The sequence below is a fragment of the Streptomyces olivochromogenes genome, assembly GCF_001514115.1.
Taxonomy (GTDB): domain Bacteria; phylum Actinomycetota; class Actinomycetes; order Streptomycetales; family Streptomycetaceae; genus Streptomyces; species Streptomyces olivochromogenes.
Genome location: NZ_KQ948463.1, coordinates 1 through 19,691 on the forward strand (window position 1 = coordinate 1; position 19,691 = coordinate 19,691).

Here is a 19,691-nt window from a genome sequence, read left to right on the forward strand (position 1 = left end):
GCGGAATGAATGGAACGGACGGGTAGAGGAAACCGCCTCTCTGGCCGAATTCGAGCGCCGTTGACACCTCCCATACGGAGGCTCGTACGCCTTTGACGGAACTCTTACGGCCGACTCGTCCAGCTGCGGGAACCAATCCCCCGTCCGTCCGCATCGTCGACGGCCCACACCAGCGAGGTGTGGGCCGTCAAGGTGAGGTGTCACGAGATGCGGAACCGCAGTCGGCAGATCACCGCGTCCGTGTCACGGCGCACCGCGTGGGCGACCACAGCGCCCCGCTGGTTCTGGAGCAGCCGCTGCCACAGCCGGTCCGGCTCGACCTCGGGGATCAGCACGGTGACCCGGGTGCCGGGCTCGTAGACCGCTATACGACACACGTACGACGCTATGGGGCGGCCGAGTGCCCTGCGCTCGGAGGCAAGCCGAACGAGTGGGAACCCAGGGTTCCACTCCTCCCAAGCGCTCTCCAGGGCCGCGACCTGGGCGCGGTCCTCGGTGTCGGGGTGGCACACCGTGACGGCGCGCACCTCGTCGCCGAGGGAGGCGGCGGCGTTCAGTGCCTCCACGGTCAGCCGGGACAGGTGGGACACCGGAACGATCACCAGCGAACGCGCGCGGTGCGGCGGCTCGGGAATCCGCCCCAAGCCCAGTCGCTCACCGATCCGCCCATACGCCCGGTGCACCGTCTCGAAGGCGGCCACCAGCAACGGCACGGCGATCACTATCAGCCAAGCACCGTCCGCGAACTTGGCCGCCGTCACCACCATCGCCGAGACACCCGTGAGCACCGCACCGACACCATTCAGCGCCGCCCTGCCCCGCCACCCCCTCCCCCGCTCACCGCGCCAGTGCCGGACCATCCCCACCTGCGCGATGGTGAAGCCGATGAAGACACCGATCGCGAACAGCGGCACCAGGGTGTTGGTGTCGCCGCCGGAGAAGACGAGCAGCGCCGCCGAGACCAGGGCCAGCGCGAGCACACCGTGGCGGTGGACCTGCCGGTCGGCCTTCAGGGCGAAGACGTGCGGGAGGTAGTTGTCGCGGGCGAGCAGCTTCAGCAGCACGGGCAGGCCACCGAAGGAGGTGTTCGCGGACAGCGCCAGCAGAATCATCGTGGCGAACTGGATGACGTAGAAAGCCCAGTTGTGCCCGAGCGAAGCATCCGCAAGCTGAGCCAGGACCGTGACACCTTCGACCGGCTGGAGGTGGAAACGCGAGATGAGAACCGACAAGCCGATCAGCATCACCCCCAGGACAGCCCCCAGCGCCACCTCCGCCCGCTGCGCCCGCCGCACCCGCGGCACACGGAACGACGGCACGGCATTGGCCAGCGCCTCCACACCCGTGAGCGCACTGCACCCCGAAGCGAAAGCCTTCAGCAACAGCAGCGCACCGACCGTCGTCGCATTGCCCGCAAGAACCGAGGCATGCCCAGCAGCAGCCGCAGTGCTGACAGGCGCGGACCGGAACAGACCCACCGCGATCAGCACCAGAACCGACACCACGAAAACCGCCGTCGGCACGATGAACACCCGCGCCGACTCCACAATGCCCCGCAGATTCACCCCCGTGATCAGCACCAGCACGGCCAGACACAGCCACAACCGCTCCCCGTACAGCTCAGGAAACGCCGACGTCAGCGCCGCCACCCCCGCCGTGACAGCCACCGCCACATTCAGCACGTAATCCAGCACCAGCGACGCCGCCGCCACCAGGCTCGTACGCGCACCCAGATGCGCCCTGGCCACCGCATACGACCCGCCACCATCGGGAAACGCCGCGATCACCTGCCGGTACGAAGCCACCAGCACCGCCAGCAACCCCGCGATGCCCAACGTCACCGGCAACGTGAAACCGAGCCCCTGCGCACCCGCCGCCGCCAGCACCAGAACAATCGCCTCCGGCCCGTACGCCACCGACGCCATCGCATCCAGCGACAGAGCAGCCAGACCCGTCAAGGCGGTCAAACGATGACGCTCACCGGTATCCGGCAGCTCCTCGTCGGCGGGGGCTGCGCCGGGCGCGGCGGTAAGGACAGACATGGAAAACGGGCTCCTTCACGAACTGCACGAAAAGACCCGCGCACGCGGGGAGGCGATGCGCGGGTGCGCCCAGGTTCTGTCCACGTCCCGCCGACTCCGACCCTTCCTTGCGCCTTCTTCGCGCCGAAACCCCCGACCTTGACGCGGCCTTGACGGCTGCGTGCACCACACGACTCCCGTCGGGGCGAATCCCTTCCCGACGGCATGCGCTACGACCGGGCGTCAAGGACGAGCAGGGACGAGCAGGAACGCGGCGAGCCCGACGAAGCCCGCGATCAGCCGCAGCACCCGGCGGGCCGCGGCCTCCCCGGTGGCCGGCTCGGGCACGTGGTGACGGGTGACCTCCTCGAACATCAGTCGGCCGTGTGTGAACTGCCGGTAACAGGCGGTGCGGGTGTCCGGCAGCGGCTGTGTGCCGTCCTCGCCCCGGCGTTTCGGCACTGTCCTCGCCCGGCGTTTCGGCACTGTCCTCGCTCGCCGGGTCGTCCTCGTGCGCGCCGGAGAGCACGGCAAGCGTGGCCAGACGGGGACCAAGTCACGTACGGAGATGGAGAGTTGACGTCACATCAGTCAAGAACGGATGCGCGGACGCACCCGGTTCCTGGTGGGCGAGGGTTCGGCGTCAACGTTCCGTATGCGGTGCCCCAGGACTTGGCGCTCATACGCTGCCTCTTACGCTCCGCGCACCACCGGGGTGCTCCGTCCGCTCGCCGAAGGGCAGGGACAACACCATGGTCAGGCCCCCGCCGGGAGTGTCCTCCGGCGTGAGGGTGCCGTCCATCGCCTCCGTCAGGCCCCGCGAGAGTGCCAGGCCCAGGCCGAGGCCCGTGGTGTTGTCGGTGTCACCCAGACGCTGGAAGGGCTCGAAGATGCGGTCACGGTCATTGGGGGGCAGGCCGGGGCCCCGGTCGACGACCCGCACCTCGACGCGGCCCGCGTGGGCACTGGCGGTCAGCAGCACCTTGCGCCCGGCCGGACTGTGCCGGGCGGCGTTGGCGACGAGGTTCGCGATCACGCGTTCCAGGAGTGGGGGATCGGCCAGCACGGCCGGAACCCCCTCCAGGTCCGCCACCTCGACTTCGGGGGTGTCGGCCAGCGCCGCCGGGAGGACCTCTTCCAATGCCGTGGCCCGCAGGTTCAGCGTGAGCACGCCCGCCTGAAGGCGGCTGAGGTCCAGGAGGTTCTCGACCAGGCGGTTGAGCTTGGCCATGGACTCGTCCGCGGTCGCCAGGAGTTCCTCCCGGTCCTCGTCGGAGAAGTCGACGTCCCGGCTGCGCAGCGAGGAGACGGCGGCCCAGCCCGCCGCGAGAGGCGTGCGCAGATCGTGGCCGACCGCCCGCAGCAGCGCCGTACGCATCCGGTCGGCCGCCCTGACCGGTTCGACCTCGGCGGCGGCCTCCGCGAGCCTGGTCCGTTCGACCGCCGAGCCCACATGCGCGGCGAAGGCGGCAAGGACACGCCGCTCGGAGGAGGGCAGGGCGCGCCCGCGCAGGACGAGGAAGGCGCCGGGCCCCGCGGGCACGACCGTCGCGCCGTTGTCTCCGGGCGGCTCGTCCACCAGTTCCGCCGAGTCCATACCGAACGTCTCGCGCGTGCGTTCCACCAGCGCCGGGATCGTCGCACCACCGCGCACGATGGTGCCGGCGAGCGAGGACATGGTCTCCGCCTCCGCGGTGGCCCGCGCCGAGCGCCGCGACAGGCGCAGCGAGCGGTCCACGACAGCAGCCACTATGGCGGCCACCACCGCGAAGACCGCCAGCGCCAGCAGCGCGTTCGGGTCGTCCAGCGTGAACTGGCCGACGGGCGGGATGAACCAGTAGTTGAGCAGCAGGGACGCCGTCACCGAGGCGATCACCGCCGAGACCACCCCGCCTATGCAGGCCACACCCACCACGGTGAGCAGGAACAGCAGCGCCTCGCTGGTGAGGTTGAGCCGGTCCCGGGCCCAGTCGAGATCGAGCAGGAAGGTGAGCGCCACAGGCAGCAGCAGTCCGGCCACCGGGCCCGCGATCCTTCGTACTCGCGAGAGGGTACGGCGGCGGGAGGGCAGCAGCGTGCCGCGCCCGGCGCGTTCGTGCGTGACCGTGTGGATGTCGATGTCGCCGGAGAGTTCGACGACCGTCTCGCCGGTGCCACGTCCCGTGAGGAAACGTTCGATGCGGCCGCGGCGGCTGGTGCCGAGGACGAGCTGGGTGGCGTTCTCGGCGCGCGCGAAGTCGACCAGGGCGGTGGGCACGTCGTCGCCGACGACCGAGTGATAGCTCCCGCCCAGGTCCTCGACCAGCCGTCGCTGCCGGGCGAGCGAGGCGTGCGAGGTGCCGGCGGCGAGACCGTCGCTGCGGGTCACATGCACGGCGAGCAGATCACCGCCCGCCGACCGGTCGGCGATCCGGGCGGCCCGCCGGACGAGGGTGTCTCCCTCCGGCCCGCCGGTGAGGGCGACCACGACCCGCTCCCGGATCTCCCACACCCCGCCGATGCCATGCTCCGAGCGGTACGACTGGAGCGCCTCGTCCACCCGGTCGGCCACCCACAGCAGGGCGAGCTGGCGCAGTGCGGTCAGGTTGCCGGGGCGGAAGTAGTTGGCGAGGGCGGCGTCGACCTTCTGGGGCGCGTAGATGTTGCCGTGCGCCATCCGGCGGCGCAGCCCCTCCGGCGGAATGTCCACGAGTTCGATCTGCTGTGCCCGTCGTACGACCTCGTCGGGCACCGTCTCGCGCTGCGGCACTCGCGTGATCTTCTCGACGACGTCGTTGAGGGACTCCAGATGCTGGATGTTCAGCGCCGTGACGACGTCTATCCCGGCGGCGAGCAGCTGCTCGATGTCCTGCCAGCGCTTGGCGTTGCGACCGCCTCCTGGCACGTTGCTGTGGGCGATCTCGTCCACCAACGCGACCTGCGGCCGGCGCGCGAGGACCGCGGCGAGGTCCATCTCCTCGAACTCCCCGCCGCGATAGGCGCAGGGCGCCCGCGGTACGACCTCCAGGCCGTCGAGCATCGCCTCCGTGCCAGGACGCCCGTGGCACTCCACGAACCCCACCACCACATCCGCGCCGCGCGCCGCCCTGCGGCGCGCCTCGTCGAGCATGCGGTAGGTCTTGCCGACCCCCGGCGCCGCCCCCAGATAGACCTTCAACCGTCCGGGCCGTACGTCACCCGCACCGGGCCGTACGTCACCCGCACCAGGCAGTACGTCACCCGCACCGGGCAGTACGTCACCCCCGCCAGTCCGTACGTCACTCATGTCGGTCCGTACGTCACTCATCGCAGCCGACGTGCTCCGCTCACTGGAGATCAATTCCCCGGAGGGAAGGGTTACTTCCCCCTACCGAAGCGCTTGTGCGAGTCGTTCTGCGCGCTCATTGACGCATCCTTGGCGCTGGTCACATGGACGTTGACACTGCTTTGACGGGCCCTGGCCCGATAGGGTGAAAGCGGTGTGCCGGGAAGTCTGGTCGGCAGGGAGCCACAAGGTCTCCTTCTCATGGCCAAAGGGATGGCATGCGCAGCGTAGGAACGGTCCTGGCTCTCGTGGTCCTCGCCACCGTGGTGGCCACCTTCGCGCGCCGTTGGCGGATCCCCGCGCCCTCCCTGCTCGTCGTCGCGGGCCTCGCCGTCGCACTGTTGCCGGGGACCCCGGAGATCCAGATCAGCCCCGAGATCATCGGACTCGTCGTACTGCCACCGCTCCTGTACGCGAGTGCCGAGGAACTGCCCTGGCGCGAGTTGCGCGCCGTGTGGAAGCCGGTCGGGGTGCTGTCGATAGGCCTGGTCCTCGCCTCGGCGGCCGCGGTCGGGGCGGTCGCCTCCCTGGTCACCCCGCTGTCGTGGCAGATGGCGCTCGTGCTGGGCGCTGTGCTCGCGAGCACCGACCCGGTGGCGGTCACCGCGCTCGGCAGACGGCTCGCGCTGCCGCCCAAGGTCCAGGTCCTGGTCCAGGCCGAGAGCCTCTTCAACGACGCGACCTCGCTCGTCCTCTTCCGGGTCGCGGTGAGCGTCGCCGTGGCATCGGCAGCGGTCGGCTGGGGTGCGGCGGCGGGTGAGTTCGCGCTGCTGGCGGGTGGCGGCATGCTCATCGGCGGGGCAGTGGCGGGCGTGGTGACGCTGATCCGGCGGCGCACCGAGGACCCGGTCCTGGAGACGGTGATCGCCCTCGTCACGCCGTACGCGGCCTACGTCCTGGCCGAGGCGGCGCACGCGTCGGGTGTCACCTCGGTGGTGGTGGCCGGGGTCGTCCTCGGCGGCCGGGGCGACCGCCTCACCAACGCCCGCATACGCCTCCAACTGCACGCCGTCTACGGCACGGTGGTCTTCCTGCTGGAGAGCGTGGTGTTCTCGCTCATCGGGCTGGCGCTGCCGGCCCAGGTGCGGGCCCTGTCCGACGGCAGCCGGGCCTGGCCGCTGTACGCGCTCGCCGTCGCCGCCACGCTGATCGCCATGCGCATGCTGTGGCTGGCGCCGCTGTCCGCGGTGGTGCAGCGCAAGGGCGGTATCCAGCGCATGAACTGGCGGGTGCCGGTCGTACTGACCTGGGCGGGCACCCGCGGCGTGGTCCCCCTGGCCGCCGCCCTGTCCATCCCGGTCACCACGAAGGCCGGGGCCACGCTCACGGAGCGCCCGCTGGTCCTCGTCCTGACCACGTCGGTCGTGGTCGCCACACTCGTCGTGCAGGGCTTCACGCTGGCATCTGTCGTACGGCGCTCGGGCATCGCGCTGGAACCCGACCACACCGAACGCGAGGAGGCTCAGGCCCGCTGCAGCCTGGCCAACGCGGGCCTGAGCCGCCTGGACGAGATATCCGAACTCGAAGCCGTCCCCGACATCGTCCTCGACCGGCTCCGCCGCGGCCTGACGGCCCGCCTCGACGACGCGAGCGATCGCCTCGGGCAGCCCGACGGCGACGGCACCCCGACGGAGTCCGCCGACCTCACCTATCGCCAGCTACGACGCGACCTGATCACGGTCGAGGAGGCCGAGCTCCAGCGTCTGTACGACCAGCACCGCATCAGCGACACGACCCGCCGCCGCCTGCAACGCTCGCTGGACCTGGAGGAGGCACGACTCGCGGACGCTTACGGGCTGCCCCGCGACTGATTTTGAGCGTCCCTGACCAGGTGTCCCTGACTGGGGGGCGGCCCGTGGGTGATTCACGGTCAGCGGAACTCGGCGAGCCGCGGCCGTAGCCCGAGGGCGGTGAGCGCGGCCGCCGAGATCAGGGCTCCCAGGGCGCCGGGCAGCAGGTCCGCCACTGCCGAGCGGCCGGCCCGGACCGAGGCGGTGTAGTGCCGGCGGTTGATGTCCGTCACCTGGTCCAGCGCCGTCATCCAGGCCCCGAAGTGGGCGTTGGACGTGCCCGGTTCCCAGCCCATGCAGAACGCGACGGCCTCGCGTTCCTTCCCCTGCGCGAACAGGGCGCGGATCTTGCGGTCGTCGCGCTGGTACACGGCGTACGCCTCGACCGTCTTCTCCGCCGCGGCCCGCTCGCCGACGAAGGTGATGTTGTCGAGTTCTCGCCGGAACTCGCCGGTGAAGCGCAGGTCGTCGTGGTCGGAGCCGTATGCCTGCCACGTCGTGGCGAGCCCGTCGTCGTACGTGGTGAGCGTCGCGCCCTTGAGCCCGTACAGCTCCTGCGACTTGGCGAGGAAGGCCTGCGCGTACTGGTCCCGGCGCTCGGGGTCGAGGAGATAGCGGCTCTCGTCGGCGTTCGCGTCGTAGGCGATCGCGCGGGCTCGGGAGAGCGCGACGACGGAGTCGAAGGCGTCACGCCGTGCCCCGCGCAGGTGCTCGGCGGTGGCCGACAGCGCCTGGATGCCGAGGAGGACGGCGAGCACCGCGCAGACCGTGGCGGCCAGGACGCCGGGGTTGAGGATCCGGTGGAAGCGGCGGCCCAGGTACCACTGGAGGACGCCGAGTAGGACGAGGAGCAGTACGCCGAGGACGACGGCGACGACGAGCTGGGTCGCCAGGGTGGAACGGGTTTGTGCGTACCGCGTGTTGAACGCCCTGTTGTTGGAGTCCACCAGCTTCCGTGCGTCTGGCAGGAGGTGGTTCCGCAGCAGGTCGGTGGCCTTGCGGTAGTCCCCGAGTGCGGCCGGTTCACCGCCGGTGCGGCCGTCGTTCTCCAGGGCGCGGCCGATCAGCTCCTAGTACTCGGCGAAGTCGTCGGTCAGGGACTCCACGGTGTGCTCGTCGGCGGCGTCGCCCTGGGCGGCGACGGCGAGCGTGCGCAGGTCGTGGCCGATCGCGCGGCGCGCGTCCCCGTAGAAGCCGACCGCCTTCTCGTACGGCGTCGCCAGGCGCCCCCTGCCCCCGTCGCCGCCGGCCAGCAGAAGGTTGGCGGCCTGCGCGTCCATGTCGTTCAGGGCGAGGTCGAGGTCGGCGGCGCTGGTGGTGCGGGGCGCGTCACGGCCCGCGACGGTGTCCCAGGTGCTGGTCGCGGCGAGCCCTGCCAGGGCAAGCAACAGGGCCAGGGCGACGGCGAGCGAGACCGTGGCCACGCGCAGGAGACGCAGCCGCGCGGGCAGGGAGACCCAGTAGCGGCGGCGCAGAGCGGCCCACGCGGCCACGGCCTCGCGGCGGAGGCGACGCCCCGGGGCCACCCGGCCGCGGCCCCCCTCCGGGCCGCGGGCCGGGTCCACCCCCGGGCCGGGCGACCGGTCTGTGCTGTGACTGTGCGCTGGTCCCGGCCCCCGCCTCAGGACTGCGCGTGGTGACGGCCATGGCGGTCCCCCCTGTTCGAGCGAAGCCGAGAACTTGGGGGAGGTCACGGCCCTCCAACGTCACGCCACGGACGGTCGCCCGTGTCCCCCCGCGGCGCTCAGTCTGGAACCGGTTTCGGCCACCGACGTCGTGCGTTGATGATCTCCTGACGCCTTCTCAGGTGACCTTGACGGGGCCTTGATGTCACGCTCCGACCGGCCGTAAGAGAGGCGCAAATTCCCTGCTCGGCCGTGCGGTTCGAAGGTGCGGCCGGGCTAGATTTCCCCTCGGCCGCCGGAGAGGCCTCGGACGTCGGTGACATGACGGCTTCACCCCGGAAGCACCCTCGGTCGCCTTCCTCACCCGAAGGCATCCGAATGGCCTCCCGGCGGTCGAGCACGCGGCGGCGTTCTCGTCGTCATCGCGCCGCCGACGCCCGTGCGCAGCTCTGCGGTGCCGTGACCCCGGCACCGCAGAGCCCGGCGGCCACCACACGCTCTGTCAGCCCGACCGGTCGCCGGCGTGCCTTGTGCGCGTGGGCCCGGCTCCCCACCGAGGCACGAAGGTCCCCATGTTCTCCGCCGCTCCCCAGCAAGCCCCGCCGTCCCACCCTCGGCGCACCCCCCGGCCCGGATCGGACGGAGGGGCGAAACGCCGGGCACCGGGCGGGCTGTTCGAGCCGACGCAGCTCGTTCAGTCGTTCCCCGAGGCGCTGCGCAAACTGCACCCGCGGGTCCTGGTCAAAAACCCCGTGCTGTTCGTCGTCTCCGTCGGGGCCGTCCTCACCACCCTTTCCGCGGTCCTCCACCCCGACGTCTTCACCTGGGTGATCAGCGCCTGGCTGTGGCTGACGGTGATCTTCGCCAACCTCGCGGAGGCCGTCGCCGAAGGCCGCGGCAAAGCACAGGCCGAGTCGCTGCGCAGAGCCCGTACGGACACCGTCGCGCTACGCCTGCGCCACTGGAACTACGGCATCGACCTGCGGCACGCCGAGACGGAGGCCGTGGCCGCCACCGACCTCAAACCGCTCGACGTCGTCCTGGTCGAGGCGGGCGAGCTGATACCGGCCGACGGCGATGTCGTCGACGGCGTCGCGGCCGTCGACGAATCCGCCGTCACAGGGGAATCCGCACCCGTCATCCGCGAATCGGGCGGCGACCGCAGCGGCGTCACCGGCGGCACGACCGTCCTCTCCGACCGCATCGTCGTCCGCGTCAGCGCCCGCCCGGGCCACTCCTTCCTCGACCGGATGATCGCTCTGGTCGAGGGGGCCTCGCGCCAGAAGACCCCGAACGAGATCGCGCTGAACATCCTGCTCGCCGCGCTCACGATCATCTTCGTCCTGGTCGTCGTCACCCTCCAGCCGATGGCCGAGTACGCCGACGCCGCCCAGTCCACCACCGTCCTCGTCGCCCTCCTCGTCACCCTCATCCCCACGACGATCGGCGCCCTGCTGTCCGCGATCGGCATCGCGGGCATGGACCGCCTCGTCCAGCGCAACGTCCTCGCCATGTCCGGCCGCGCGGTCGAGGCCGCCGGCGACGTGGGCACCCTCCTCCTCGACAAGACCGGCACCATCACCCTCGGCAACCGTAAGGCCACCGCGTTCGTGCCGCTGCCCGGCATCACGGAAGAACAACTCGCCGGCGCCGCCCAGCTGTCGTCCCTGGCCGACGAGACACCGGAGGGCCGCTCCGTCGTCGTACTGGCGAAGGAGCGGTACGGGCTGCGGGCGCCCGCCGAGGGCGAGCTGAGCCATGCCCGGTGGGTGAAGTTCACTGCCCAGACCCGGATGAGCGGCGTCGATCTGCGCTGGGACAACGGTGCGGTGTGCGCGATCCGCAAGGGCGCCGCCCAGGAGGTCATCGAGTGGGTTCAGATGTACGGCGGCCACGTCCCGCCCGAGGCACGGTCGTTGACGGTCTCCGTGGCCGGATCGGGCGGTACTCCGCTCCTGGTGGCCGTGCACGACTGGGACGGGCCGCGGGTACTGGGCCTGATTCATCTGAAGGACGTCGTCAAGGACGGCATCCGCGAGCGCTTCGCCGAGCTGCGCCGGATGGGCATCCGCACGGTGATGATCACCGGCGACAACCCGCTCACCGCCCGTGCCATCGCCGAAGAGGCAGGTGTGGACGACTACTTGGCCGAGGCGACCCCCGAGGACAAGCTCGCGCTGATCAAACGGGAGCAGGAGGGCGGCAAGCTCGTCGCCATGACCGGGGACGGCACGAACGACGCGCCGGCGCTGGCGCAGGCCGATGTCGGCGTGGCCATGAACACCGGCACCGCGGCCGCCAAGGAGGCCGGGAACATGGTCGACCTGGACTCCAACCCGACGAAGCTCATCGAGATCGTCGAGATCGGGAAACAACTGCTGATCACGCGGGGCGCGCTGACGACGTTCTCCATCACGAACGACGTGGCGAAGTACTTCGCGATCATCCCGGCGATGTTCGCGGGGGCCTACCCGGGGCTGAAGTCGCTCAACATCATGGGCCTGCACAGCCCCACCTCCGCGATCACCTCGGCGATCATCTTCAACGCGCTCATCATCGTCGCGCTGATTCCGCTCGCGCTGCGGGGCGTGCGCTACACGCCGTCGTCGGCGCACGACCTGCTGCGGCGCAACCTCATGCTGTACGGCCTCGGCGGGCTCGTCCTGCCCTTCGTCGGCATCAAGCTGATCGACCTGGTGATCTCCGGGGTGCCCGGGCTGGGATGAGGAGGCTCCTGGCGGCCGGGCGGAGCCCGTCAGGGAAACGTCCTTGCACGTCAGGGGCACGTATGGGAAGGGGAGTTGCGCTTGTCGGGAGCGTGCGGGGCGGCTTCCATGGAACCTGTGAACAGCGCATGGCTTCTCTTCGACCGGCCGCCGAGTCCCGGCGCGACCCGTCGTGCGCCTCGCTGCCCGGAAACGCCCGCGTCCGCTCCGCGCTGACGCCGACGCGTCGTCCGTAGCCCTCGGGGCGCCGTGATCCGTTGCGGCGCCCCGTCCTTCGTATCCGCACCTGTCCGGCGTCCCGCGTTGGGGCCGCCGACGTGCCCGCAACCCCGGATGGACCATGTCTGACCAAGACCTCTCCCCTCTTCCCGGCCGCACCGCCCTCGTCACGGGAGCCACCACCGGCATCGGCCTGGAGACCGCCCGGCAGCTCGCCGAACGCGGTGCCACCGTGCTGCTGCACGGCCGCACCGCCGAGGAGGCACGCGCCGCCGCCGACCGACTGATCGCCATGGCAGGCATCGACGCCGCCCGACTCCGCCCGGTGGCAGCCGACTTCACACACCTCGACGAGGTCGAGTCCCTGGCGAACCAGGTCGTCGCCCAGCACCCGCACCTCGACGTGCTCGTCAACAACGCGGGCATCGCGGCGCCCGAGCGGCACACCGTCACCGCGGACGGCAACGAGATCGCCTTCCAGGTCAACTTCCTCGCCCACTACCTCCTGACCTGCCTGCTGGAACCCGCCCTCACCAGTGACCCCGGCGGCCGGGTCGTCAACGTCTCGTCGTCCCTGCACCGCACCGCGAACATCCAGTGGAGCGACCCCCACCGCGCCCGCCGCTACTCCCGGCTCGCCGCCTACGCCCAGTCGCAGCTCGCGCTCACCGTCTTCGCCGCCGACCCGCGCGTCACCGCGGTCTCCGTCCACCCCGGCGTCTGCGACACGGCGCTGATGCCGCTGTACGCCCACGAAGGCGTCACGCCCGCCGAAGGCGCCACGCACGTGGCCCGGCTCTGCGACCCGGCCGTCGAGATCGTCAACGGCGCCTACTACGACCGCGCCGAGCGCGTCACACCGGCCCCGGCCGCCACCGAGGACCGCACGATCAGGCGCCTCAACAGGCTCGCCGACCTGCTCGTCGGCCGCACCGCTTGAACTTCCCTTTCATACACCGGAGTTGACGCACATGTCCAAGCGCACCCGCAAGAAGAAGGCCCGCCGCAAGAACAAGGCGAACCACGGCCGCAAGGCCGGTCAGCGCTGAGCCCCAGGGGCGACCCCAGCACCCACCGGGGTCGCCCCGTACGCAGTGAAAGGCAGTCCCGTGATCCAGCTCCTCCCTCACCAGATCCCGGCCCTCTCCCGGTGGTTCCCCGCCGCGGCGCCCGGCCCCGCCGCCCTCGCCGAGCACGCCCTGGCCACCGGGACCGGGCAATGGTGGGCCGACCGGGCGGTACACCCGCGGGCCGTCGCCGTGCGCTGCGCCGACCACGCCCTGCTGCGTGGTGACCCGGACGCCCTCGCCGCCGGCGATCTCACGCCGCTGGCCGACTGCTGGATCGACGCACCCGACCGCTTCCTCCCCGCCCTCGGCACGACCTTCGGCCAGGTCACGCCGTGGGAGCGCATGGTGTACGTACAGCGCATGCCGCCCTCCTCGACACCCCGTCTCCCGTGGGGCGTGACGGTGCGACGGCTGGCACCCGAGCACGCCCCGGCCCTCGCCGGACTCGGCACCGACGCGGCCTGGATCCACGGCACGTGGGGCGGACCGACCGCGCTCGCGGCCTCCGGCCTCGGTTGGGCCGCCCTGTACAAGGACCGCATCCTCGCCGTCGCCTGCGCCTATCTCCTGAGCAGCACACACGAGGACGTCGCCTGCCTCACGGTCCCCGAGCACCGACGCGAACACCTCGCCCTGGCCTGCGTCACCGCCCTGTGCACGGACATCGCGGCCCGCGGCCACACCGCGAGCTGGTCCTGCTCCCGCGACAACCGCCCCAGCCGCCTGCTCGCCTGGACCGCCGGGTTCCGACTGGAGCGCGAGTACGTGCACTACGTGACCGGAAGCCCCGCGCGGCACGACCACCTCACCGCATAGCCGTTGGGGGCCTCACAGTTGGATGGGCAGGTGGCGGGGTCCGCGGAGCATGGCGTTCTGCCGGTAGGGGGGCGGGTCCTGGAGCAGGCGTGCCGTGTCGAGGTGGGGGATCAGTGCGCCGAGCGCGGCCTCGGCCTCGATACGGGCGACTGGCGCGCCGAAGCACAGGTGGATACCGCTGCCGAAGCCGACGTGCTGGTTGTCCGGGCGGGTGGGGTCGAACCGATCGGGTTCGCTGAACCGCAGGGGGTCGCGGCTGCCCGAGGCCAGCGCCAGGATGACGGACGTGCCGCCGGGGATCGTGGTGCCGGCGACGTCGATGTCGACGAGGGGAACCCGCTCGCGCATGTGGACCGGCGGCTCGTAGCGCAGCAGTTCCTCAACTGCTCGCGGCAGCAGGCCGGGGTCTTCGCGCAGACGGTGCAGCTGGTCGGGCTGGCGCAACAGGGTGAGGACGCCGTTGGTGACCAGATTGACCGTGGTCTCGTGTCCGGCGATGAACAGCAGGATGGTGTTGATCGCCAGGTCTTCCGTGCTGAGCCGTACGGCCGCGTCCGGTTCGTTGACGAGGTCGGAGAGCATGTCGCCGGTGGGGCGACCGCGGCGCTGTTCGCCGAGTTGGACCAGGTACTGGCCCATCTCCTGCCGCGCCTGGTCGGCCGCCTGCTCCCGGTCGGCGGTGTCACTTTCGGGTCCGATGTCGGCGGCCGCGACGAGGATGTCGGTCCAGCCCTGGAAGAGCTGCTCATCCTTGTGCGGGATGCCGAGCAGGCGGCAGATCACGGTCACGGGCAGTGGGTAGGCGAAGTCGTCGACGACGTCGATCTGCCTGCCCTCCTGGAACACTTCCGCCAGTTCCTTGGTCAGCTGGACGATCTCGCCGCGCATGGAGTCGACCCGGCCCGGACTGTGCGGCGGCCCGAACGGCCGCATGGCCGAGTTGCGCAGCCGGTGGTGCTCGGGGTCGTCGAGCCGCAGGAACGGCGGTTGTCGTGTCACGTTGTACGGAGCGGGAGTGGTGCGCGAGCGCGGATCGGCACTCATCCTGGGGTCGTGCAGCAGCGCGACGATCTCGTGGTAGGTGCCGATCAGGTAGCTGCCGTCCGCCTGCCGCACCGCGGGACCGGCCTCGCGGAGTTCGGCGTACAGCGGGTAGGGGTCGGGGCGGTTGGCGTAGTCGGTGATCCGGGCCAGCAGGGTGTCGGAGGCCATCGTGGCTCCTTGCGGTGGGCGGGACGTGGGTCAGCGCGTCGGCTGCACCACCGTCAGTCGTCGATCGGGCAGGTAACCGGTGAGCGCCACGGTGGGGCCGTGCGACAGCCCGCTCGGGTCGGGCACGTCGGACGGAATCGTGACGTCGGCCGCGATCGCACGGTCGGCCGCGCCGGGCGGGGGCGGGAACGGAGCGGCCGTCTCGATCAGGTGCTTGTAGTAGTCGAGCGACTTGGCCATGTCGACGGTGACCGCGGCGGTGACCCGTCCCTGGTAGCCGTAGACCACCGCAAGGCGGCGCGCCTCCAGAGAGCCCTGGGCGATGACCACGTGGTCGGAGTAGGTGGGCACGCCCACCGACTTGATGTTGAGCCCGAACTGGGTCGACCAGAACGTCGGGACGGCGAGGTGCGGACGCCGCAGAGGCCCCGGACTGACCATGTTGTGGGCCGCCACCTCGGCCTGTTCGACCGCGTTGCCCCAGTGCTCCAGGGAGAGCATCTGGTACCCGAACAGCGGGTGCGGGAACCGGGAGACGTCACCGGCCACGAAGACGTCGTCGGTGACTATCCCGTACATGTTGAAGGCCCGGCACCCGGCGTCGCAGGCGATCCCGCGCGGACCCGCCGCCAGCCCGGACTCCGCCAGCCACTCGACGTTGCGGACCGCGCCCAACGCCACCACGCACACATCCGCGTCGACGCGACTGCCGTCGGACAGGTCCGCGCCGGTGAACCGGCCGTTCCCGTCCCCGCGCAGAGCGGTGACCGTCACCCCGGTGCGCAGGTCCACGCCGTGGTTGCGCTGCATGGCCGCCGCGAGTTTCGCCAGTGTGCCGCCGAGCGCGCCCACCAGGGGTGCGGGGCCGCGTTCCGCGACCGTGACCTCGATACCCCGCTCCCGGCAGGCGGAGGCGATCTCCGAGCCGGTGAAACCGGCACCGATCACCAGCACCCGCTCCGGCCCGGCGTCCAGTCGCTCGGCCAGCCTCCCGGCCTCGTCACTGGTGCGCAGGGTGAACACGCCGTCCAGGGATCCCTCGTCCCGGTTGGGCCAGGGGCGCGCCCGGGTCCCGGTGGCGATCAGCAGCCGGTCGTACGGCAGCGACTCGCCGTCGGCCAGCATCACCCGCTTCTCCAAGGGGTCCACGCCGGTGGCGGCCACTCCCAGTCGCCAGTCGGCGTCCGGGTCCCGGCGCATCGGCAGCGCCGTGGTGTCCGCCGGCGCCTTGCCGAGCAGCACCTGCTTGGACAGCGGTGGCCGGTCGTACGGCGCACGGGGCTCGTCCCCCACCATGGTCAGTGAGCCGGTGAAGCCCTGCTCGCGCAGCGTCTCCGCGGCCCTCAACCCGGCCAGTGACGCGCCGACGATCACGATGCGGCCGTCGCTCAGATCACCGGGCACCGGCGCTCACCCCTTCGCCGAGGAGGATGGCCTGGACCGGGCACGCCGCCGCGGCCTGGCGCACGCGCTCGACCTGGTCTTCCGGGACGGCCGTGGCGTACAGCAACCCCTCCTCGCCGTGCAGCTCGAACACCTCCGGCGCGAGGAACACGCACTGCGCATAGCCCTGGCAGCGCGTGAGATCCACAACGGTCTGCATCCTCACCACCTCCTCCGTGGCCTCACCCCCTCATCCAGCATGGGGGGAGATCCGGAAGCCCGCATGGCCACCGCTCGCCGTCGTCGCGCGCCGCCGCGGCTCGCGCCCTACCCGAGCAGTTCGAGCGAGAGGTGCGGGGACAGGGCGCGCAGGAAGTCGGGCGCGTCGAAGATCTCACCGGCGGAGGCGACACCGACCGTGCGGGTCCGGCCGGTGAGGATGCGGTGGACCGCCTCCACCGCGAGCGGCGCGCTGACGGCGTAGATGTCCCGGCCGCGCGCCACGGCGCGGCGTTCGGTGGCACCGGAGCGTACGACGGCGTCGACGACGAAGGTCTGGTCGGACCGCCCGTCCTCGTCGGCCGCGATCGGTGCCGGTGTGTCCGCGGCAAAGAGGTCTCCGGCCGCCTCGGTCGTCATGTGGGTGCGCACCTCGGGGATGGAGAGGTGGCTGGGGATGGTGACCACGTCGGCCATCGTGAACTCCGCGATGACCTCCCTGGTGCCCATCGGATGGGGGAAGGGCCACTTCAGGAGTGTCAGCCTGTCGTCGTGGTACTCCAACCGCCCGTCCGTGTGGCGGACACGCCGCCCGCCTCGCCGCTCCTGGGAGACCGTGCCCGCAGCGCGTGTCCCGGGAGTGGGGTGCCAACTGCTCAGCCCGTACGCGATGTTCGCCTCGTCGGCCGCCGCCCAGTCCCCCATCGCGGCGGTGGCCAGCAGGTCGCCGAGACCGCCGTAGAAGGCCATCGCGGGGACGATCACCGCTCCCGCCGCGCGGGCGCGGTCCGCGAAGTCCGTGAACGTGTCGAGGTTGGCCTCGATCTCCGCCGCCACATCGACGTACGGGATCCCGGCGCGCAGTGCCGCCTCGATCACGGGAGCCGCGGTCACGGCGAAGGGCCCGGCGCAGTTGATCACGGCGTCCGCGCCGTGAAGGGCGCGGTCGAGCGAGGCAGGGTCGTCGACCGACGCCGGCCGGACCTCGAGTCCGGGGGCGGATGCCGCCATCGCCCGCAGCTTGCCGGTGTCGCGGCCGGAGAGCACCGGCACGAATCCGCGCTCCCGCAGATGTGCCACCACAAAGCGTCCGGTGTGTCCGTACGCGCCGAACACCGTCACCGTCTGTCCCGATCCCATGGGTTCTCCCCCGTGCTCGAAATGATCCGCTGAGAACATCCTGGCGAGGACGGGCGCCCCACCGTGAGTGTCCGGAACGACGTGGCCCGTACAATTCCGGACATGGTTACCGTCGCGCTGGCTGTCACCGAGGGGATGCTGCACTTCGAACTGTCCATGGCGTACGAGGTGTTCGGCGCCGCTCCGGTCGACGTGGCCGTCCCCTGGTACGACGTCGAGGTCTGCGGGTCGCGGGCCGTACTGCTCGGCCGGTTCCGGCTGGAGCCCGACCACGGGCTCGACCGGCTCCGGCGTGCCGACACCGTGATCGTCCCCGGCTGGGCGGACGCCGACGAGGACCCGCCGGCCGATCTCGTCGGCGCGGTACGTGCGGCCCACGAGGCGGGGGCGCGCGTGGCCTCTCTGTGCACGGGCGCGTTCGTGCTGGCCGCCGCCGGACTGCTGGACGGGAGGCGCGCGACCACCCATTGGGCGCACACCGGGGCCCTGGCCGCCCGCTATCCGCGGGTGGAGGTCGATCCGGACGTGCTCTACGTGGACAACGGCAGCGTGCTCACCTCCGCGGGCAAGGCCGCCGCGATGGACCTGTGCCTGCACCTCGTCCGTCTCGACCACGGCTCGTCCGTCGCCAACGCCGTCGCCCGCCGCCTGGTCGTGCCGCCGCACCGAGCCGGCGGCCAGGCCCAGTTCGTCGCCGCGCCGGTGCCCACCCGGGACGACCACCCGCTCGCCGCGCTGCTCCCCTGGGTGATCGAACGCCTCGACCGTCCACTCACCGTGGAGGACCTGGCGCGTCAGGCCCGGATGAGTTCGCGCCATCTGGGCCGCCACTTCAGGGCGGTGACCGGCACCACTCCGCTGCAATGGCTGCTGACACAACGGATCCGCCGCGCCCAGGAGTTGCTGGAGACGACCGACGACGTCGTCGACGCCATCGCGACAGCCACCGGTATGGGCACCGCCACGACGCTGCGGCGACACTTCAACCGGACGGTCGGCGTGCCTCCGGACACCTACCGCCGGACTTTCCGCTCACGGCCCCGCACCGACGCGAACGACGGGCGGGAAACCCCACACTGACGGTGTGCCGGCCGGACACGGCCGCCAAGGGGCGGTCCCTGTCGGCGGACGGACGGCCTGCCCCGCCGACGGGTGCACGTCGGCAGGGCACGGCCGGCCTACTCGGCCCGGGATCCCGCGGAGCGGTTGCGCAGGACCGCGAACACGGCCGCGGCCAGACCCAGTACACCCACGACCAACCCGCCGATGCCGAGCCCGCGAGCCGTCGCGTCGCTGCTCGACGCGGTCGGCTTGGCGCTGCCGGAGGTTTTCGAGGGCGCCGCCGAGGCGGTCGGGGCGCCGCTGTCCCCGTCCTGCGCGCTCTTGGCCGTGAGCTTGAGGACCGGCGCCGGGTTCTCCGGCTCCTGGCCGGCGGACGCCTCCTCGATCCAGCGAACGGTCTTGCCGTCGGAGTACGTCTGCAGTGTCTTGAAGGTCAACTGGTCGGTGTCGTCGGGCAGCTGGCCGAAGGCGACGTCGAAGTCCTGGTACTGCCCGGCCCCGATCCTGCCGCCGGTCCAGGTGATCTCGGAGACGGCGTCGGTGATGGTGCCGTCGTCGGTCTTGACGGGCGTCTTGAGCTTCGTGTCCGTCACCTTGGCGGTCCAGCCGTCCTGCGGGGTGACGAGCACGCCGAGTACGGGGTGGTCGGTGGGCAGGAAGACCTGGACCTTGGTGGTACCGGCCGTGTTCTCCTCGTTGGGGACGCGGAAGGTGAGGACACCGTCGGTGGCGCCCTTGGCGTAGCTCTCGGGATGGACGGTGACGTGCGCGGAGGCGACGCCCGCGGCGGTCAGGACCCCGGTGGCGGCGAGAGCGGTGACGAGGCCGGCGCGGCGCAGGGTGGTGCGTGTCGTGGACATGAGCGAGTGGATCTCCGTACTGGGGAGGGATGTCGAGGGTCGGACGGCGTACGACATCCCTGGCGGCGGCCCGCGCCGGTGTACGGCGTAGCGCAGCCTCAACCGCCGCGGTGACCACGCCCCGTGGACAGCCCGGCGCGCCTGTTCCGGCGTACTCGATACGCCCCGGAAGCCTGCTGCCACCTGCCACCAGGCCGCCAGCCCCGGTACGAACACGACCGCCCGCCGCAGCAGCGACCACAGC

Annotated in this window: 16 protein-coding genes; 6 read left to right on the forward strand and 10 right to left on the reverse strand. The window is 71.4% G+C overall.

What is annotated here, in order from left to right; all coding sequences use genetic code 11:
- Nucleotides 1–200 precede the first annotated feature (200 nt).
- From AQJ27_RS30400 to AQJ27_RS30410, 3 genes are all read right to left on the reverse strand, one after another.
- Nucleotides 201–2,042, reverse strand: a complete 1,842-nt coding sequence (locus AQJ27_RS30400) for an APC family permease (RefSeq protein ID WP_067375560.1) — start codon at nt 2,040–2,042, stop codon at nt 201–203.
- Between the two features lie 222 nt (nt 2,043–2,264).
- Complete coding sequence (locus tag AQJ27_RS30405; RefSeq protein WP_067375562.1) at nt 2,265–2,483, reverse strand: hypothetical protein; 219 nt, start codon at nt 2,481–2,483, stop codon at nt 2,265–2,267.
- A 217-nt stretch (nt 2,484–2,700) separates the two neighbouring features.
- Nucleotides 2,701–5,307, reverse strand: a complete 2,607-nt coding sequence (locus AQJ27_RS30410) for an ATP-binding protein (protein WP_235613772.1) — start codon at nt 5,305–5,307, stop codon at nt 2,701–2,703.
- Nucleotides 5,308–5,543: 236 nt separating this feature from the next.
- Here AQJ27_RS30410 and AQJ27_RS30415 point away from each other — a divergent pair, with 236 nt between their 5' ends.
- Complete coding sequence (locus AQJ27_RS30415) at nt 5,544–7,136, forward strand: Na+/H+ antiporter (protein ID WP_067375564.1); 1,593 nt, start codon at nt 5,544–5,546, stop codon at nt 7,134–7,136.
- Nucleotides 7,137–7,195: 59 nt separating this feature from the next.
- On the opposite strand, the gene AQJ27_RS30420 is transcribed toward AQJ27_RS30415, so the two are convergent.
- Nucleotides 7,196–8,062 (reverse strand): hypothetical protein, encoded by an 867-nt coding sequence (locus AQJ27_RS30420; protein WP_067375566.1) that lies wholly within the window; start codon nt 8,060–8,062, stop codon nt 7,196–7,198.
- A gap of 123 nt (nt 8,063–8,185) precedes the next feature.
- A complete protein-coding gene (locus tag AQJ27_RS30425) occupies nt 8,186–8,641 on the reverse strand; it encodes a hypothetical protein (protein WP_067375568.1) in 456 nt (151 codons plus the stop codon).
- A gap of 671 nt (nt 8,642–9,312) precedes the next feature.
- Between AQJ27_RS30425 and kdpB the strand changes: the two genes are divergently transcribed.
- From kdpB to AQJ27_RS30440, 4 genes are all read left to right on the forward strand, one after another.
- Entirely contained in the window at nt 9,313–11,466 is a 2,154-nt protein-coding gene (gene kdpB / locus AQJ27_RS30430) for a potassium-transporting ATPase subunit KdpB (RefSeq protein WP_067375570.1), read from the forward strand.
- 340 nt (nt 11,467–11,806) lie between these two features.
- Nucleotides 11,807–12,625: an SDR family NAD(P)-dependent oxidoreductase gene (locus AQJ27_RS30435; protein ID WP_067375573.1), complete on the forward strand. Its 819-nt coding sequence runs from the start codon at nt 11,807–11,809 to the stop codon at nt 12,623–12,625.
- Between the two features lie 31 nt (nt 12,626–12,656).
- Entirely contained in the window at nt 12,657–12,734 is a 78-nt protein-coding gene (locus AQJ27_RS60865; RefSeq protein WP_373306503.1) for a 50S ribosomal protein bL37, read from the forward strand.
- Nucleotides 12,735–12,794: 60 nt separating this feature from the next.
- Nucleotides 12,795–13,571: a GNAT family N-acetyltransferase gene (locus tag AQJ27_RS30440; protein ID WP_067375575.1), complete on the forward strand. Its 777-nt coding sequence runs from the start codon at nt 12,795–12,797 to the stop codon at nt 13,569–13,571.
- 12 nt (nt 13,572–13,583) lie between these two features.
- Here AQJ27_RS30440 and AQJ27_RS30445 read toward each other — a convergent pair whose 3' ends face one another.
- The 4 genes from AQJ27_RS30445 to AQJ27_RS30460 form a co-directional block, all read right to left on the reverse strand.
- On the reverse strand, nt 13,584–14,783 hold the full coding sequence (locus AQJ27_RS30445; protein ID WP_067375577.1) for a cytochrome P450: 1,200 nt from the start codon (nt 14,781–14,783) through the stop codon (nt 13,584–13,586).
- Nucleotides 14,784–14,813: 30 nt separating this feature from the next.
- On the reverse strand, nt 14,814–16,187 hold the full coding sequence (locus tag AQJ27_RS30450; RefSeq protein ID WP_067375579.1) for an NAD(P)/FAD-dependent oxidoreductase: 1,374 nt from the start codon (nt 16,185–16,187) through the stop codon (nt 14,814–14,816).
- Nucleotides 16,177–16,386, reverse strand: a complete 210-nt coding sequence (locus tag AQJ27_RS30455) for a ferredoxin (RefSeq protein WP_054237112.1) — start codon at nt 16,384–16,386, stop codon at nt 16,177–16,179. The genes AQJ27_RS30450 and AQJ27_RS30455 overlap by 11 nt, the downstream gene beginning before the upstream one ends.
- 107 nt (nt 16,387–16,493) lie before the next feature.
- Nucleotides 16,494–17,525 carry a saccharopine dehydrogenase family protein gene (locus AQJ27_RS30460; RefSeq protein WP_067375581.1) on the reverse strand — a complete coding sequence of 344 codons (1,032 nt, stop codon included), beginning with the start codon at nt 17,523–17,525 and terminating at the stop codon, nt 16,494–16,496.
- Between the two features lie 102 nt (nt 17,526–17,627).
- On the opposite strand from AQJ27_RS30460, the gene AQJ27_RS30465 reads away from it, so the two are divergent.
- Nucleotides 17,628–18,605, forward strand: coding sequence for a helix-turn-helix domain-containing protein (locus tag AQJ27_RS30465; RefSeq protein ID WP_067375583.1), 978 nt, complete (start codon nt 17,628–17,630; stop codon nt 18,603–18,605).
- A gap of 98 nt (nt 18,606–18,703) precedes the next feature.
- Here AQJ27_RS30465 and AQJ27_RS30470 read toward each other — a convergent pair whose 3' ends face one another.
- Nucleotides 18,704–19,447: a YcnI family copper-binding membrane protein gene (locus tag AQJ27_RS30470; RefSeq protein WP_067375957.1), complete on the reverse strand. Its 744-nt coding sequence runs from the start codon at nt 19,445–19,447 to the stop codon at nt 18,704–18,706.
- Nucleotides 19,448–19,691 lie beyond the last annotated feature (244 nt).